Below are 17,910 nucleotides of genomic sequence, written 5' to 3'. Positions count from 1 at the left end.
GGCCGAAGGCGAGGCCGGCCATAGCCCCGAAAACGCGTGTCCGAGGGTGCTTCCGGGCCGATCTACCCCTTGACCGGTTTTTTCGCCTGTGGTGAGGTCACGTGTTGGCAAACGGGAAAGTCCGGCGTCCCCGGGGGCGGCGGGCCGTGTGGTCCCTCGCGCCGGCATGGCGCCGATCGGGAGAAAGGGCATGTCGCCCATGAGTCGATGGAGAAGCTTGGGAATCAAAAGGTACGCCGCGGCGACCTTCGCGCTCCTCATGGCCGTGAGCGCGGGCGCGGGCTGCGAGAGCACGGATCCCCCGGACACCACCGGCGGCGCCGGGGGTGAAGGCGGGGCGGGCGGTATGGGCGCGTGCTCGGCGCCCGCGGATTGCCCCGGCGCCGACACGGTCTGCCGGACGCGCACCTGCACGGACCGCGTCTGTGGCGAAACGTTCGCCCCCATGGGCACCCCGAGCGATACGCAGATGCCCGGCGACTGCGCCCGCGAGATTTGCGACGGCCAGGGGAAGCTCACGCTCGAGAACGACGACAGCGACGTCCTCGACGATCAGAACGATTGTACCGAGGACGTCTGCAATGCGGGGCAGCCGGAGAACAAGCCGCGTGCGGCCGGCGACGCCTGCACCTCGAACGAGGGCAAGCTCTGCGACGGCGCGGGCACGTGCGTCGAGTGCCTCGCGCCCGCCGACTGCCCCGAAAACGTCTGCGCGAACAACGAGTGCGTCCCCGCCGAGTGCGGCGACACCGTGAAGAACGGCGCCGAGACGGACGTCGACTGCGGCGGCGCGGATTGTGGCCCCTGCGCCGACGGCCTCGTCTGCACGGTGGCCCCCGATTGCCAGAGCGGCGTGTGCAACGCCGGCGTCTGCCAGACGCCCACGTGCACGGATACCGTCGAGAATGGCGACGAGACGGACGTCGATTGCGGCGGCGCGAGCTGCAGCCCCTGCGGTCCCGGCCTCGGCTGCGCGCAGGACAGCGACTGCGTGGGCGGCTCCTGCTCGGGCTCGATTTGCTTGCCGACCTGCACGGACGAGGTCACGAACCACAACGAGACGGACGTCGACTGCGGCGGTCCGAACTGCTCGCCCTGCGCCGCCGGCCTCATTTGCTCGGTGAACTCGGATTGCGCGAGCACGGTCTGCACGACGGGCATCTGCCAGGCCTCGAACTGCACGGACACGGTCCAGAACGGGACCGAGACCGGCGTCGACTGCGGCGGCGCGGATTGTGGCCCCTGCGCCGACGGCCTCGCCTGCAATCAGCCGGCCGATTGCCAGAGCGGCATCTGCACGGGCAAACTCTGCCAGGTGCCGACGTGCACGGATACCGTGAAGAACGGCGCCGAGACGGACGCGGATTGCGGCGGCGGCACCTGCCCGACCTGCGACCTCGGCAAGGCGTGCCTCGTGAACGGCGACTGCACGAACAACATCTGCGCGGGGAACGTCTGCGTCCTCTCGCTCTGCGGCGACGGCATCCTCACGGGCGCCGAGACCTGCGACGACGGCAACGCCGTGGCCGGCGACGGCTGCAACGCCGCGTGCGCGCTCGAGGTGGGCTGGACCTGCGCGGGCACGCCGAACGTCTGCGCCCCGATCTGCGGCGACGGCGTCATGAAGGGCACCGAGACCTGCGACGACGGCAACACGAACCCCGGCGACGGCTGCGACGCGACCTGCAAGGCCCAGCTCGGGTACGTGTGCACCGGCCAGCCGAGCGTCTGCAAGACGGTCTGCGGCGACGGCATCCCGGCCGGCACCGAGGCGTGCGACGACGGCAACATGAACGACGACGACGCCTGCCTCCCGGGCTGCGTCGTGGCGACCTGCGGCGACGGCTACGTGAACGTGGCGGCCGAGACCTGCGACGACGGCAACCATACGGCCGGCGACGGCTGCACCGCCACCTGCCAATCCGAGCCGTTCTTCGCGTGCTACGGCACGCCGAGCACCTGCGTCCTCGTCGAGACCGAGCCGAACGCCGCGTGCGCGAGCGCGAGCGGCCCGCTCAAGCCGCCCTTCGCGGTCACCGGCAAGATCAGCCCCGTCGGCGACAGGGACCACTACTCGTTCACCGTGCCCGCGGTCGCGGACGTGAAGATCGAGACCTTCGTCCCGGCGGTGGGGAGCTGCACGACGGGGAACGACACCAAGGTCTTCCTCCTCGCGGCGAACTGCACGACGGTCATCATCGAGGACGACGACGACGGCATCAATACCTGCTCCCTGATCGATCCGACGGCGTCGGCCGACACGGCGGCGCGCAAGCTCGCCCCGGGCACGTACTATGTGCGCGTCGAGGAGTACGACAACAACGGGACCATCGGCGCCTACCAGCTCCAGGTGACGTTCACCGCGCTCTGCGGCAACGGCGCGATCACGGGCAGCGAGACGTGCGACGACGGCAACACGAACAACGGCGACGGCTGCTCGACGAGTTGTGTCATCGAGCAGGGCTACAAGTGCACCGGCACGCCTAGCGTCTGCACGCCGACCTGCGGCAACGGCATCATCGACGCCAGCGAGACGTGCGACGACGGCAACACGGCCAGCGGCGACGGCTGCTCGTCGCCTAGTTGTGTCATCGAGCAGGGCTACAAGTGCACCGGCACGCCCAGCGTCTGCGTGAAGACCTGCGGCAACGGCATCATCGACGGCACCGACACGTGCGACGACGGCAATGCGAACTCCGGCGACGGCTGCTCGTCGCTCTGCGTCATGGAGCCCGGTTACAAGTGCACCGGCACCCCGAGCGTGTGCACCGCCTTCGAGACGCTCTGCAACGACGGCATCGACAACAACGGGAACGGGCTCACCGACGCTGCGGATCCCAACTGCACGCTGCCGGCCTACTTCCCCGCGTGCGCCGCCGGGCAGAGGTTGCACGTCTACAGGTCGATCGATACCCCGATGAGCATCCCGGACAACAACACCACGGGCGTCACGAGCACCCTCGCCGTCGGCCCCACGGGGACGATCACGCGCGTGGCGCTGCTGGTCAACATGGACCACGACTACATGGCGGACGTGGACCTCAGTTTCATCTCGCCGAACAACACCACGTTCGACGTGACGAGCGACAACGGCCTCAGCAACGACGACCTCATCAACACGGTCTTCGACTCGACCTGCCCCAACGCGATCACGAACACGAGCTTCACGGCGCCGTACACCGGGTGCTTCTCGCCCGAGACATCCTTCAACTCGCTCGTCGGGATGTCATCCGCGCTGGGGAACTGGAAGCTCCGCGCCGTGGACGACTCGAGCGGCATCACCGGCCCGCTCCAGAACTGGGCCCTGATCATCTGCGCCAACCCCTGAGAGGGTGTTCCCCAGGCTGCTGCGCGGCTCGATGCGTCGGTCGGCCTCGCTCGACGTACAGAGTACGCCTCGCTCGACCTCCCTAGCCTCGAGCCGCTCGCGACGCCTGTGGAACCCCCTCTGATCCCGCCTCGCCAAGCCGGCCGCGCTCTCCTCGCGGCCGGCGCTCTCCCCCGCGACTTCCTCTGACCCACGGAACCTCGGAGCCTCCGCGCTTTTCCAGCCCGGACCTCCCCGGTATCCTGCCCCCGCGCGCACACGGAAGGGGGCGTGCGAATGCGACACCTCGCTCTCGCGAAGATCCTCGTCGTCCTCTCGATGCGCGCGGCCTATCCCCTCGCGGCCCCGCTCCTGCTCGGCATCTTCCTCGTCGCCACCGTCCTCTTCGGGCCGAACGGGATGAGCCCGCCCGAGGCGCTCGCCGTCATGCGCGCCTCCCCCACGCTCATGACCGTCCTCTGGACCGGGTGGCTCTTGCTCGGCCTGCCCGCCGCGCGCGCCGCGCTCGTTCCTCCGTCCGGGACCTATCTCCGGTGGTTGCCAGCGCCCCGCCTCGTGTTTCACCTCGCGGGCGGCGTGTGCGCGCTCGTCGTCGAGGCGCCGTGGATGCTCCTGTTCGGGCGCGGCGAGGGCCTCCTGTCGGCCTCCACGGCCGGGCTCGCGGCCCTCGCGGGGCACGCGCTCGCCGCCACGCGTCCGTGGGGCGCGCAGGAGGCGCTGGCGGCGGCCGGCGTGGGCTTCGCCGTCTTCGGAAACGTCCCGCCGCTCGCGTTCGGGGCGGCCCTCGTCGCGGCGTGCCTGGCCGTCCCTGCTGCCTTCCGCCGCGCGCCTGAAGCATCGGCCGGGGCGGCCCGCGGGTTTTGGGGTCGATCTCCGCTGGGCGCGCTCGCCTCGACGTTCCTGCTCGGCGTCCTGCGCGGCGAACCTGCGGTCCTCGGGCGCGCGCTCGCGCTCGCCGCGCTCGCCGGGCTCGTGCTCCCGCTCGCCGCCCGCGGGCACGATCTCGATACGGACACGTCGATCGGCGCGCTCGCCCTCGGCCTCGCGGCGGTCGCGCTCTCGCCGGGCCTCTCGGGGGCCGCGGCAGCGGTCGTGCGGGCGGAGCGCGCGGCCTCCTGGCTCTGCGACGCGACGGGGACAGCGCCGCGCACCCGCGCGCTCGCCGCGGCCCTCGCGGGTGGCCTCCTCGGGGCCACGAGCGGGCTCGTCCTCGGGACCGTCGGGGCCCTCGGCCTGCATGCGCCGCTCGCGCTCGCGACGCGCCTCGTCGTGCTCTCGGTCGCCTCCGGGCTCGCCACGGGCGCGATCCTCGTCGGCGGCGCGCGCGAGGCCGAGGCCTCTCCGCGGCGCGGCGATCGCGGCATGATCGAAGCGCTCGTGTGGGCTGCGTTCGGCGCCGCCGCGGCCTCGCTCGCCGGCGAGCTCTCGCTCGGGATGGTCGTCGGCGTCGGAATCATGCGGGTCGGCGCAGCCACGCGTCGCGCCGAGGTACTACGCAGGCTCCGAGGTGCGGCGTGACGCTCTCGATCGTCGACTTGAACAAGCGGCTCGGCGGACGGCTCGTGCTCGACGCGGCGAACCTCTCGGCCGCGCGAGGCGAGGTCGTGGCGATCTTCGGCGACAACGGCGCGGGCAAGTCCACGCTCTTGCGCATCCTCGCCGGCGTGCTCGACGCGGATCGGGGCCACGCGACGCTCGACGGCGCCTCGATCCTCGGCCCGCGCGCCGCCGCACGCGCCCACGTGGGCTACGTGCCCGAGGCCGCCGACGCGCCGGCGCACCTCTCGCCGCGCGAGCTCGCCGCGCTCGTCGCCGCGCTGAAACGTGTCCCGCTCCCGGACGAAGCGCTCCTCGAACGGCTCGGCCTCCGCGCGTACTGGGATCGGCCTTTTGGCGGCCTCTCCCTCGGCCAGCGGCGCCGGAGCTGCTTGTGCGCGGCGATCCTCGGCGACGTGCGCTTGCTCCTGCTCGACGAGCCGACGAACGGCCTCGACGCGGCCGGCGTCCGCGAGCTCGCGGCGCTCGTCCACGAGCGGCGCGCCGCGGGCACGACGATCCTCGTCGCGACGCACGATCCCGGGTTCGCCGAGGCGATCGGCGCGACGCGGGTCCGGCTCTCGGCCGGCAAGCTCGAGGCCTGATTACCCTTTCACCACGCCGAGCGGCCGCAGCCGGGCGACCTTTTTAGCGATGCCCGCCGCGGCCACGACGTCGACCACCCGATCGACGTCCTTGTACGCCGCGGGCGCCTCCTCGGCGAGCTCGGCGTTCGACGCGCAACGAATGACGATGCCGCGCCCCTCGAGCTCCTTGCGGAGCGCCTGCCCCGTCACCATTTTCTTTGCGGCGGTGCGGCTCATTTGCCTCCCGGCGCCGTGGCAGGTGCTCCCGAACGAGGCCTCGCTCCCGTGCTCGGTCCCGACACACACGAACGACGAGGTCCCCATGCTGCCCGGAATGAACACAGGCTGCCCGATATCGCGATACGCCGCGGGCACGTCCCGGCTCCCCGGACCAAAGGCGCGCGTCGCGCCCTTGCGATGCACGCACACCTTCCTTCCCTCGTACTTCTCGATCTTCGCCGTGTTGTGCCCGACGTCGTAGATCAACCGCAAAAAGCCGTCCCGATCCCCGAACATCCGCCGGAACACGTCCCGCACGAGGTGCGCGATGAGGTGCCGGTTCGCGAAACCGAAATTGGCGGCGGCGCACATGGCCGCGAAGTATCGTTGTCCCTCGGGCGACGAGAGCGGCGCGCAGGCGAGCTGCCGGTCTGGCACGTGAATGCCGTACCGCTGCATCACGGCGTCCATCAGGCGCACGTGGTCGGTGCACACCTGATGCCCGAGCCCGCGGGATCCCGAATGCACGAGCACCGCCACGCGCCCGACCGAGAGCCCGAGCCGCCCGGCCGCCCCCTCGTCGAACACCTCGTCGACGATCTGCACTTCGAGGAAATGGTTCCCGCTCCCCAGCGTGCCGAGCTGATCGGCGCCGCGTTGCCTTGCGCGCTCGGACACCGCGGACGCGTCCGCGCCTTCGAGCGCGCCGCCCGATTCGATGGCCTCGAGATCGGACGCCGTCCCCACCTCGTGCTCCCGGACGAGCGCGCCCGCGCCGCCTTCGAGAATGCGATCGAGCTTCTTGCCCGCGAACGACCACCGCCCCCCGCGCCCGGCGCCCGAGGGCACGCTGCGCGAGAGCTCGTGCACCAGGCTCTCGACCCGAGGGGCGATGGCCTTGTGTTCGAGGTTCGAGACGAGCAGCCGCACACCACAGTTGATGTCGAACCCGATCCCGCCGGGCGAAATCACGCCGTCGGGCAGGGCCGTCGCGGCCACGCCGCCGACGGGAAACCCATACCCCTCATGCATGTCGGGCATTCCGCAGGCGGCGCCCACGATGCCGGGGAGCGTGGTCACGTTGACGAGCTGCTCGACGGAATGGTCCGCGAGCAAGGCGGGCAAGGTCTCCGGGCTCGCGAAGATCCGCGCTGGCACGCGCATGTCGCTGCGATAGGAGGTCGGAATCTCGTACACGGAGGGAGCGACCTCGACGAGCGGCGGAGGTCTCGGGGTCGCGGGTGTCGCGGGTTCAGATGTCGAGGACGACGTGGACCGAGTAGCCATGCGAATCCTCCGTGATGTGGACGTCGTGCAGGGTGGCCGCCTTGACGAGGGGCCGGAGGTCCGGGACGACCGCGCCGCGCACCCGGGCCACGAGGTGATCGGCGGCGAGCTCGTCGAAATGGAAATCGACGTAGACCCGCGCGTCCACCTCGGTCCGAAAGACGAGCTCGTTCATCCAGTCGACGAGCAACGCCTCGCGGTCGACCGAATGCAGCGAGACGGAGACACGCTCGCCGGCGGCCTCGGGCAGCGGCGCCGCCTCCCCGACGGCGAGCTCGGCGAGCGCGCGGCCGGCCTCGGCGAAGAGCTCGGGGAGCGTGGGCGCGAAGAGGCCGAGCCGGAGCTCGGCCGTGTGGTCCTCGAAGGTGTGGCGCGGGCCATGCGGGCCGAACGTCATGCGGGGGAATATCGTCGCCGGGGGGCCGACGTCACGGGAGGGGCGGAATGCCGAGGCCCCCATGCAAGCGGGTGACGTCCTCGGGGCGCAGGCCGAGCATGGAGGGCAGGCCTTTGAGATAGGAGCGCTCGGCCTCGGATTCGGTGCCCGCGGAGAGGAGCGAGACCACGTAAAACTGCTCGGCCATCTGGGGAGAGCGGATCTGCCCGACGAGCGCGAAGGGCGGCTGCGGGGCTTCGAGCTCGCGGGCGAGCGCGTCGCGATCCTCGGGCCCGAGGCCGGCGCGCGCGAGGCGATCGAGGATCCGCGCGCGCTCCTCGGGATCGATCTGGCCGTCGATGAAGGCAGCGGTGATCATGGCACGCACGAGGAGCAAGGCGTCGGCGTGGGCGTCGGCGGCGGGAGCGGGAGCGGGAGCGGGAGCGGGAGCGGCTGCGGGAGCGGGCGCGGGCGCGGCTGCGGGAGCGGGCGCGGGAGCGGCGGCGGGCGCGGGCGCGGGTGTGGCGACCGGGTTTGGCGGAGCCCCCCAGTGCGCAGGCGGAGCCGGCGGCGCCGCGTTCGGCGGAGCGCCCCATTGCGCAGGCGGCGCGGTCGGAGCTGGCGGCGCTACGTTCGGCGGAGCGCCCCATTGCGCTGTCGGCGTCGTGCTCGGCTGCGCATTCCATTGCGAAGGTGCAGCCGGCACAGGCGGCGTCGCGTGGGGCGGCGTCCCCCATTGCGCCGTCGGCGTCGTGTTCGGCTGCGCGTTCCATTGCGAAGGTGCAGCCGGCGCCGGTTGCGCGGGCGGAGGCCCGCCCCAGCCCGCTTGGGGTCCCGGGTTGGGCGGCGCTCCCCACGGCTGCGCCGGCTGCGGCGGGCCGCCCTGCGGGCCCCCCCAGGGCGCGTGTCCTTGCGCAGGCGCCGCAGGCGCGCTCGTCCCCCACGTCGACGGATCGTTATGGTAGACCGGCACCCCGAAATTCGTCGCGCCGCCCCCCTGCGGCGCCCCCGGCGGAATCGGCCCGGACGAAGACCCCATCAATTGCCCGAAAAACCCTTGCTGCTGCTGCACAGGCGCGCCCGGCATGGCCTGCATCCCCGGCGCCCCCGGCATCATCCCCGGCGCACCCGGCATCATCCCCGGCGCACCCGGCATCCCCGGCGCCGCCGGCTGCTTGAAGTGCTGATACGCCATGTACGCGAGCCCGCCCGCCGCCGCGACCCCAGCAGCGCCCGCGAGCAGCGTGCCCGCCCCGATACCGCTGTCGTCGTCGCGACGCTCGTACTCATCGTCGCGGGAACGCCGACGACGGCCGGAATCACGGAAGCTCCCGCCTTCGACCCCATCCGAGACCAGCGCGCCCAGGATCCTCTGCGCATCAAACATGGACCGCATGTTCACCAGAACGCGCGCCGCTTTCAAGACCAGCGGGCCTCACCAAGCCCCCCATGGGCCCGCCAGGCGCAGTTTCCCGGGCAGCCCACGCGTCGTCCAGTCCCCACCGAATGCCCTGCATCCCCGCAGGATCGCGGCCGCTCCCCGCAGATGGCCTCCTGCCGCGCCGCAACCCAGTCCCCATCCGCGCCCCCGCCGACCTCGGGCATCGTAAACCGCCACTCCCCGAGCACATCCTCCACCCTGCAGCGCCGCAAACCGCCCTCCGCACGCACCCGCACGCAGTCGACAGCGCCGCCATTCGAAGACCCCGCTCCAGAGGCACCAACCTGCAGCGCCGCAAGTCTCCCCCCGCAAGGCCGTCTCCCGTTGTGCGGCGCTGCAGGTCGCCGAGCGCGCTCTGCGCATCCCATCCTGCAGCACCAGAGCGCGCAGCCGGGGCGCTGCCCCGGACCCCGCGGGGGCTATTCGCCCCTCGACCCGGACCAGGCACGGCCTGGACCGAAGGTGGAAGAACTGCGCTCCGCGCAGTTCTTCCAACGGGCCGGTGGCAAGACCATGGAGGTGGCTCTCGAGCGGGCGACGGGCACGCCGCCGGTTGGACCTGCAGCGCCGCGCTCTCTGTTGGCAGGGTCGTTGGCGGTCTTGACCCTGGCCGTTCGATGAACTGCGCGGAGCGCAGTTCATCGACCCCGGGTCCAGCGCCTCGCTGGTCCGGGTCCAGGGGTGGACAACCCCTGGTGGGGCCTGGGGCAACGCCCCAGCGAGGCGCCGCCCCAAGCCGTGAGGTCCCTTCCGTCAGATCGACAGGTTCGCGATGTAGTCCGCGAGTTCTTCCCGTGCGACGCGCACGGCGGCCTCCGCTGTGTCGATCGTCCGGTCGATCTCGCTGATTCGATCTTCGGTCGACGCGAGGGCTGCCAGGTACCGCGTGTGCAGATCGCTGCCTTGCGGCGACGAGGCGAGGTTTCGGCGCAGCCGATCCTGATCCGACACCAGCGTTTGCCGCTCGGTTCGCAAGAGCGCGAGTGCCTCCTCCCGCGACGCGAGCGTCCGCTGCAGCTCTGCCACGTGCTCGAGTGCGGCCCGCACTGCCGCCGACATTTCCGTCGACGCGAGCAGCACTCCGAGCTCTTGCGCCGTGATCGACCCGATCACGATGCTCTGCTCGATCGGCCGCTCCAGCACGGCTTCCACGGTCACGGTTTGTCCTGCGGGAACCTCACGCCGGATTCGCACGTGCGTGTCCGTCGTCCCGATCACGCCCTCCGTCGGCTCTGCCAGGGTAAACCCCTGGATGCGCGGGTGCTCCAGGACGAGCACGCGCGCCTCGTCTGCTGCGCCCTTGATCTTGTACACCGTCGTCCGCTGCTCCACGCGACGCACCTCCAGCACGCCCCGCGCGATCTTTGCGCCCTTCACGAGCTGCGCGAACTTCTCCTCGCGGTCCACGCGCACCTCGAGATCGACCGCGTAGCTCACGAACCGATCCTCCCCTGCAGGGAGCGCGCCGAGACGCGCGTCTCCGACGAACGACATCGGCTCGTTGGCCTGCGCGTTCTCGTAGATGGACAGGATCCCGGGCGGCAGACCCGTCTCGGTGTCGTTCGTCAGTCGCACCGATGCGAGTGGGTTCCTCGCGTCGACGTCGTAGCGGTACCAGGACACCCGCTCGATCGGGAGCGACTCGCTCACGATCGGCACGAGCAGCGATTGGCCCCGCGGCAGATCCACGGGATCCGGGAAGCGGAAGACCACCTGCGTCGCGCCTTCCGTGGGCTCGGCGATCGGCGGCGGCTCTGGTGCGCCCTCCTCCGCGGCCGACCGCGCGCTGTGCATCAAGGCGTCCGCGGCTGAAGGCGCCGCCATGAAGCCATGCATCATGCGCCCCCCGCCCCCTCCGCCATTGGCCGCCTCGGCGAGCTCGGCTTCCGGCACGGCCCCCACGTCGACGGGCGGCAGCCTGCGCCCGAGCACCTCCACTGGCACCTCCGGTCGGTTCACGAAATACGATTCGTAGACTGCCTGCCGCAACGTCACGGGGTTGCCCGACGCCACCGACAGCTCCACGCGGTTCCAGTCCTGCCCGCTCATGTTCTCCAGCAAGGCCCAGCCTTCGAGCTTCGCCTCGCCGTCCTTCTCGGGCACCACGAGCCGATACGTCGCCTTCCACAGCGGCGCCGCGACCACGTACCCCACGCGCACCGTCCGCTCGCCTTGCCCGTGCACGTCGATCGTGATCGTGCGCTGATCCGCGGCGGCGTACGCCGCGATCGCGGCCAGCGCTTGCTCCACCTGGGCGCGCAGCCGCGCGTCCATGATCTCGATCGCGTCCGCCTCTTCGAGCACGACCTGCCGCATGCCCGTCGGCGTCAGCAGCGACAGCCTGTTCCGCACGATCGTCCCTTGCCCCTCGCCGAGCGAGACCTTCTCCTCCGTCACTGCGACGAGCCGCCCCTCCATGGTCGTCGCGTGCGCCGAGACGCGCAGCATTTGACCACGCAGCGCGCGGAGCAGCGAGGCCGTGGAGGACAGGTCCGCCTGGGAGAACGGCAGATCTCGGAAGATCTCGGAGAGCGGCGCGCGCCCCGGAAGGCTCGCTTGTCCGAGCCGACCTTGTGGATCCATCGCGAGCAGGCTCTTCAGCACGTCGCTCACCTGATCGAGCCGCACGTCGAACGTGAGCTCGGCGTCCCCCGACACCTGCGCCTCGTGCTCGAAGTACCCGACACCGCCCGTCGAGAGCATCACGCGCTTGAGCGCGAGCTCCTCGGCCGACGCCGAGCCCGCGACGAACGACGTGGTGATGAGCCCGAGGGCCCACGTGGCCCCGATCCTCGATTTTCTCATGTGCCCTCCCCTTTCGCGCCTCTCGGGCTCCGCCCGGCTCGCCCGCGCTCCCCCGGAGGCCCGCGCATCGGCGGCATGCCGCCCGACCGCACTGCCATGTTCGTCGAGCACGGGGCGGGGCACGTCAATGCACACGAGCCCGCCTCCCCGTTTTCCGCGCTCTCCTTGCGTGACCTTTCGCTCGGCCCGCCGCGGCATACACTGAAGCCTCGTGGAGCCGCGGTTCTTCTGCGACGCGATGCTGGGCGGGCTCGCGCGGTGGCTCCGCGCCGCGGGCTACGACGCCGTGTTCGAGCAAGGCATCGACGATGCTGTCCTCGTCGCGCGGGCCGGGGAGAGCGGGCGCATCCTTTTGAGCTCCGACGGAGGCATCTTCGAGCGCACGCCCGTCCGCGAAGGGCGCGTGCGCTCGCTCTTCGTGCCGCGCGCGCTGGGGTTGTCCGGGGAGCTTCGGTTTGTCCTCGGCGCGTTCTCCCTCCCGCTCCTGCCGCCGCGGTGCATGACCTGCGGCGGCGCGCTCCTCGAGCTCACGAAGGACGAGGCGCGCGCCGAGGCGCCACCGAAGACGCTTTCGCGGATCCAGACCTTCTACCGCTGCGAGGGCTGCGGCAAGCTGCTCTGGAGGGGCTCGCACTGGGAGCGCATCGCGCGCGTCCTCGCCGAGGCGGAGGCTGCCGCGCGCGTGCGCTGATGCGGCGTGATCAAGGCGTGCTCGGACGAACCTCCACGTTCGTCACCTTCGCGTTCCACGGGCAGTATTGCTTCACCTCATCGATCCACGCGGCCGTGTGCTCCTCGACGTACTCCGGTGTCCCGTCGCAGAGCTCGATGGTGGTGTCCACGAAGGCGACCTTCTCGGGGTCGACGTGGAAGGTCCACTTCGGATCGCAGTCCTGCCCGTCGAGGACCACCTCGAAGTTCGGGATGCGCGTCGTGCCCATCTCCTTCAGGTTTTTCGCCTCCTCGATGAAGGCCTGGTTCGTGATCCAGACCGTGAACGGCTGATCCACGACCTCGAACGTCACGAGCGCGCCGCCCGTCCGCTCCTCGCAGAGCGCGCTGCTGCCGCCACCCTGGCCGCCCTGCCCTCCGGCGCCGCCTTGACCACCCGCGCCGCCTTGGCCGCCTTGGCCGCCTTGACCACCGCTGCCGCCCTGCCCTCCGGCGCCGCCTTGACCACCCTCACCACCCTCGCCGCCCGCGCCGCAGGCGGCGTCGCACGTTTGTCCCTTGTCGCAGCCCTGGAGGAACGCAGTCGTCGCCACAAGTGAAAGAACCATTGCAAGTGAGTGAATCCGTTTCATGCCCACCCCTTCCAGCACGCTCCATGCCAGCGGAAAAATCGATTCTGGCCAGACCCACGCCGCGCCGCGTCTGGCCGTGGTGGCGCGTGTGGCACAACGTGGGCCGGAACGACAGCTTCTCGACGTCTTGCGGCGCGGGCGGGTGTTTCGTTTAGAATGCGCTCATGCACCCCACGCTTCGGCTCTCGGCAGGTTACGCCGACAAATCCCCGCACCTGCGGGACGAGGTGAAGATCCTCCAACGCGCGCTCGCGGGCTGGGGGTTCGACGTGAAGCCCGATGGACAGTTCGGCCCCGGCACCGAGCGGGCCGTGCGCACGTTTCAACGGCGCCAGGGGTTGGTCCCGGACGACGGCATCGTGGGGCCGAGGACGTGGGAGGTCTTGCTGCAAAAGAAGGCCACGCCCGTCGGCACCTCGGTGCGCGACACGCCCATCGTCACGGGCAGCGAGTGCTTCCCGTTCAGCAAGCTCCCGACGGTGAACTGGACGAGCGCGCCGCGCTCGTTCGGATCACGGCGGAGCGGCGGCACGCGCGCGCATGCGGGCTGCGACCTCTACGCCTCGCTCGGGACGTGGGTCCACGCCATCGCCGACGGCGAGGTGAGCCTCGGGCCGTATCCGTTTTACTGCGAGACGTACGCGCTCGAGGTGAACCACGGCTCGTTCGTCATCCGGTACGGCGAGATCCAGCGGTTCACGACCGTGAAGCAAGGCGACAAGGTCAAGGCCGGCGACCGGATCGCCAAGGTCGGGCACCTCGTGGGCATCAAGGTGCCGAGCGACATGCTCCACCTCGAGATGTACAAGGGCAACCTCTCCGGCCCCCTCACGCAACGCACGGGCGGCGCGAAGACGGCGAGCGGCGCGTCCTACCAGCGCCGCGCGGACCTCATGGATCCCACCTCGCACCTGCAGCGCTGGGCGGGCAATTTGCCGCACGATTGACGCGGGCGCGCGGGGCGGACGCGCCGCTTGCCAAGCGCGGCGGATTCGCTGTACCAAATCTCCATGCGCCCGCTCCGCCCGTCCTTCGCCCTCCTCGCCGCGTCGCTCCTCGCCCCCACGCTCGCCGGCTGCGGAGGGGAGGAATCGCCGCCGGCGCCCCCCGCCCGCACGCCGATCGCTGACGACCAAGGCAAAGCGACGAACCTCTCCTGCCCCGGGGCGGCCGGATGCGAAAAGGCCGAGGGGGACCTCTACGTCGGCGCCTCCGTGCAGAAAATCACGCCCACGATCGAGACCTGGACGGACACCGATCAGAATGGCCAGTGGGACGAGGGCGAGGCGTTCGAGGACGCGAACGGCAATGGGACATGGGACGGCGTCTGGCTCGCGGGCTTCGGCAATGGCCGCGCCGCGACGGGCGTGCATGACGACGTCTGGGCGCGCGCGGTCGTCCTCCAGCAGGGCGACATCTCCGTGGGCATGGTCTCGCTCGACCTCGTGGGGTATTTCCAGCAATACGTGCTCGACATCCGCAGGGCCGCGTCCGCGGAAGGGCTCGATTTCGATCACATCCTCGTCGCCTCCACGCACGTGCACGAGGCGCGCGACACGATGGGCATGTGGGGCCGCAGCCCGAGCCACACGGGCATCGATCCCGCCTACATGGATCTCATCGTCAAGCAGGCCGTCCTCGCGCTGAAAGAGGCGAAGGCGGGCCAGAAGAAGGCCCACCTCGTGGCCGCGCAGGCAGAGGCGCCGGAGCTCGTGAACGACACGCGCAGGCCCTTCGTCATCGATCAGAACATCACCACGCTCCAGTTCCGGGACGAGCGCGACGCGGTCCTCACGAACATGGTGTTCTGGGGCAACCACCCCGAGGCGCTCGGCTCGGACAACACCCTACTCACGTCGGATTATCCGCATTTCCTCCGCGAGACGATGGAGGCGAAATGGCCGGGGGCGCCGGCGGTCTTCTTCAATGGCCCGCTCGGCGGCCTCACGACGACGATCGGGATCGTCGGCTGCCCGGATTTCGCTGGCATGGAGACGTGCAAGCAGGGCACGTGGGAGCGCGCGGAGTACGTCGGCAAGGGCGCGGCGGAGGCGGCGATCGCGGCGCTCGAAGGCGCGAAGACGACGAAGGACGAGGCGCCCTCGCTCGCGGTGCACCGCCGGGCGTTCCTGATGCCGGCGACGAACACCTCGCTCGCGATTGCGGTCCTCTCCGGGCTCATGCCGCGCGACGTCTACTGGTCCGATGGGAAGCGCGTGTCGGAGGAGGAGCGGCCGACCCTCGGCGTCGGCCTCCTGCTGAACGGCGACGTGGTCATCGCGACCGAGGTGAACGGCATTCACATCGGCCCGGTGGCGATCGCGACGGTGCCCGGCGAGCTCTACACCGAGCTCTGGCTCCAGAAGCCGGACGGGAGCTCGTACATCGAAAAGCCCGAGGGCGCCGATTACCCGGACGCGGTCCCCGAGACGCCGATCCAGGCGGTCTTGCCGAAGGACTCGATCAAGGTGATGGTGAACAACGCGAACGACGCGATTGGCTACATCATCCCGCTGCCGCAATGGGACGTTCTGCCGCCGTACGATTACGGTGACAACGACAACGAGTACGGCGAGGAGAACTCGTCGGGCTACCAGGCAGCGCCGACGATCACGAGCGAATTCGGCAAAATGTACGAGAAGTGAACGGGGGGAGCTCCACGGCTCCCGCTCGGGCACGGCGACATGCGCACGTTCCTCGCCGCCTTCCTCCGCGAACACGCGGACGCCTTCGCGCGCTGACATTCTTCCTGTCGTGCAGGGCACACACCTTGACGGGTGCCCGCGTTCAATGCGAAGACGAGTTGTGCACCTCGCTCACGCCCTTTACATCTCCATCACCGCTTGCCTTCTCCTTACCGCTGGATGCACTCCAGAACCGCGGGAATACTCCGCCGGGGGCGCAGGAGGCAGCGGCGGCGCGGGCGGTATGGGCGGCGCGGGCGGTGCGCCGGCTTCGTCGTCGTCGTCCACGGGCGGCGGAGCCTCGTCGAGCAGCGGCATGCAATGCACCGACGACGGGGAATGCGCCCCCGGATATTGCGGCGGCGGCGCGTGTGTGGTGCCCGAACTCTTCGCCTCGGGGCAGAATTATCCGAGCTCGATCGCGCTCACGGCGGACGAGGTCCTGTGGACCAACAACACGGGCGGGGACATCATGCGCCAATCCAAGGCTGGCTCCGTGCCCACGCCTTTCGTGAAGGGGCAAGACGGTCCGAGTGAGCTCGTCGAGCGAGATGGGGTCCTCTTCTGGTGCAATACCAAAGGCAACTCGATCTCCACGGCCAAGCTCGGGGATCCGGCCGGCGGCTTCGGGCAAAAGCTCGTCGACGTCAACTCGCCGCTGCGATTGGCCACCGATGGTGCGACGCTCTTCATCGCCACCACCCAGGTCTTGTACCGCGCGCCCGTCACGGGAGGGCCGGTCTCGGATCTCGTGACCGACGTGGAGTGGTACGGCAACATCTCGCAAACGGCAGGCATCGCGCATCACGAGGGGATGGTGTATTTCAGCGAGTATCTCGGCGGGCGCGCCGCGCGCGTGTCCGCGGCAGGCGGCGTTCCGCAGGTCCTCGCGCCTGGCCCTGGCATGCTCGGGATGATCGCCGCCGACAAGAGCGGCGTCTATTGGGTGAGCGTCGAAGCGAGCGCCACGAAGGTCTGGGTCTCCGATCACGCGGGCTCCGGCGCGACGAGCGTCTTTCAAGGTGGAAAGGTCACGGCGTTTTCCATGCCGAAGATCGTCACCGACGACGAGGCCATTTACTTCAGCATGGATACGGTGGACACCGGCGGCTCGGGGCTCCGGCGCAAAACGAAGGCAGGCGCGGACGTCGCGCGTGTGCTCGCGAGCGGGCAGGAGGTGGTCGTGGACATCGCGGTGGACGCGACGCACCTTTACTGGATTTCAGGGTCGTCCATTCTGCGGATCGCGCTTCCCTGATCGGCGGACCTGGCGAGCCAAACGCCTACGGGTCTCGTCCCAGGATGGCGTCCACGGTCGCGATGTCGATCTCGGGGTTGAAGCTCGCTCGTGTCACGGGGTCGGGACGTAAAACCACGAAATCGGGGTGATCGGCGCGCGAATTCCCGGTCCACGCGCCTGCGCGCACGACGAGGCGCCGCCCCTCCCATACGCCGTAGAGGTCGTAGGTGTACTCGCGGGTCGTCACCTCCGTACCCACGTAATCATACGACTTCACGTTGGGGGTCGCCACGAACAGGACGGTACGGACGTGCACGACGTCGCGCGCCCTCGCGTCACGCGTGATCTTCGTGATGGCCTTGTACACCGGCAGGTTCCAGACCTCGTGTCCGGCGTCCCTGTCGATGATGAACGGACGCCGCTTCATGAAGAGCTCGGCGACGAGGACCCGATGGAATGTGTGCGGCAGGATGTCCGCGTAATTGTCGTTCCACGCGCCGTCGTTGCGATCGCCGAGGGTGGGCGTGTCGGTCACGGCCTCGTACGTCTTGAGAAGGAGCGCCTTGAGGTCACCGACTTTGAAGCGCAGCGAACCATGAACCATCGGTTTGGTCGGCTCTGGCTCCATGATCGAGGCGAGCGCCCACGCGAAGCATAGACCCGACCATGAATCGGCCCGCGCATCGTACAGCTTGTTGCGCTCGTAGGCCGCCGCGTTCGTCGTCTTGTGCTGGAACGTGCTGCTGTAGAGGTCGTACTTCTGGAGAGGCGAGAGCTCTCCGTTCGTCTCCGTGAAGAGGAAATCGTCCACGGTCGGGTACCACCACGAGGACCAGGGCTTGATCGTCGCTTCTGCGGTGAACTGGCCCTCCGATATCACGAGGTTTTTCCGGGTGGTGCCACGTCTCTCGGTGACTTCCTCCACGGAAATCTCCACATCGCTGTCTTCTTCGGTGCGTCATCGCCGCACCCAGCGAGCGTACCGAACAACATCAGCAAGAGGGCAGCAGGATGGACACGAGACGCCATGGTGGAACTCCTCCGTGCAAACGAACGACTTGTCGCGTTTTCGACTCCAAAGGCTACAGACGGAAAGAGCCGGA

General features: G+C 69.9%; 13 protein-coding genes. 7 read left to right on the top strand and 6 right to left on the bottom strand.

Annotated elements, in window-relative coordinates; genetic code table 11:
- Positions 1-217: 217 nt before the first annotated feature.
- From POL67_RS22010 to POL67_RS22000, 3 genes are all read left to right on the top strand, one after another.
- Positions 218-3,328, top strand: a complete 3,111-nt coding sequence (locus POL67_RS22010) for a DVUA0089 family protein (RefSeq protein ID WP_271920115.1) — start codon at positions 218-220, stop codon at positions 3,326-3,328.
- A 276-nt stretch (positions 3,329-3,604) separates the two neighbouring features.
- Entirely contained in the window at positions 3,605-4,846 is a 1,242-nt protein-coding gene (locus POL67_RS22005; protein WP_271920113.1) for a hypothetical protein, read from the top strand.
- Positions 4,843-5,469, top strand: a complete 627-nt coding sequence (locus POL67_RS22000) for an ABC transporter ATP-binding protein (RefSeq protein WP_271920112.1) — start codon at positions 4,843-4,845, stop codon at positions 5,467-5,469. The genes POL67_RS22005 and POL67_RS22000 overlap by 4 nt, the downstream gene beginning before the upstream one ends.
- Here POL67_RS22000 and POL67_RS21995 read toward each other — a convergent pair whose 3' ends face one another.
- The 4 genes from POL67_RS21995 to POL67_RS21980 form a co-directional block, all read right to left on the bottom strand.
- A complete protein-coding gene (locus POL67_RS21995; protein ID WP_271920110.1) occupies positions 5,470-6,867 on the bottom strand; it encodes an RtcB family protein in 1,398 nt (465 codons plus the stop codon).
- Between the two features lie 55 nt (positions 6,868-6,922).
- Complete coding sequence (locus POL67_RS21990) at positions 6,923-7,354, bottom strand: archease (protein ID WP_271920108.1); 432 nt, start codon at positions 7,352-7,354, stop codon at positions 6,923-6,925.
- A 31-nt stretch (positions 7,355-7,385) separates the two neighbouring features.
- A complete protein-coding gene (locus tag POL67_RS21985) occupies positions 7,386-8,720 on the bottom strand; it encodes a tellurite resistance TerB family protein (protein WP_271920106.1) in 1,335 nt (444 codons plus the stop codon).
- Positions 8,721-9,527: 807 nt separating this feature from the next.
- Positions 9,528-11,579, bottom strand: coding sequence for a DUF4139 domain-containing protein (locus POL67_RS21980; RefSeq protein ID WP_271920104.1), 2,052 nt, complete (start codon positions 11,577-11,579; stop codon positions 9,528-9,530).
- A gap of 211 nt (positions 11,580-11,790) precedes the next feature.
- Here POL67_RS21980 and POL67_RS21975 point away from each other — a divergent pair, with 211 nt between their 5' ends.
- A complete protein-coding gene (locus POL67_RS21975; protein ID WP_271920102.1) occupies positions 11,791-12,270 on the top strand; it encodes a Mut7-C RNAse domain-containing protein in 480 nt (159 codons plus the stop codon).
- Between the two features lie 10 nt (positions 12,271-12,280).
- On the opposite strand, the gene POL67_RS21970 is transcribed toward POL67_RS21975, so the two are convergent.
- Positions 12,281-12,859 carry a BP74-related protein gene (locus POL67_RS21970; protein WP_271920100.1) on the bottom strand — a complete coding sequence of 193 codons (579 nt, stop codon included), beginning with the start codon at positions 12,857-12,859 and terminating at the stop codon, positions 12,281-12,283.
- A gap of 188 nt (positions 12,860-13,047) precedes the next feature.
- Here POL67_RS21970 and POL67_RS21965 point away from each other — a divergent pair, with 188 nt between their 5' ends.
- The 3 genes from POL67_RS21965 to POL67_RS21955 all read left to right on the top strand — a co-directional run bounded on the left by POL67_RS21965 (position 13,048) and on the right by POL67_RS21955 (position 16,825).
- Complete coding sequence (locus POL67_RS21965; RefSeq protein WP_271920098.1) at positions 13,048-13,830, top strand: peptidoglycan-binding protein; 783 nt, start codon at positions 13,048-13,050, stop codon at positions 13,828-13,830.
- Positions 13,831-13,893: 63 nt separating this feature from the next.
- On the top strand, positions 13,894-15,528 hold the full coding sequence (locus tag POL67_RS21960) for a hypothetical protein (protein ID WP_271920096.1): 1,635 nt from the start codon (positions 13,894-13,896) through the stop codon (positions 15,526-15,528).
- A 355-nt stretch (positions 15,529-15,883) separates the two neighbouring features.
- On the top strand, positions 15,884-16,825 hold the full coding sequence (locus tag POL67_RS21955; protein ID WP_271920094.1) for a TolB-like translocation protein: 942 nt from the start codon (positions 15,884-15,886) through the stop codon (positions 16,823-16,825).
- A gap of 25 nt (positions 16,826-16,850) precedes the next feature.
- Here the strand turns inward: POL67_RS21955 and POL67_RS21950 are convergent, their stop codons facing one another.
- On the bottom strand, positions 16,851-17,732 hold the full coding sequence (locus tag POL67_RS21950; RefSeq protein ID WP_271920092.1) for a hypothetical protein: 882 nt from the start codon (positions 17,730-17,732) through the stop codon (positions 16,851-16,853).
- Between the last annotated feature and the right edge of the window lie 178 nt (positions 17,733-17,910).

The organism is Polyangium mundeleinium (genome assembly GCF_028369105.1).
GTDB lineage: Bacteria > Myxococcota_A > Polyangia > Polyangiales > Polyangiaceae > Polyangium > Polyangium mundeleinium.
This window is presented reverse-complemented; position numbering and strand designations above follow the sequence as displayed.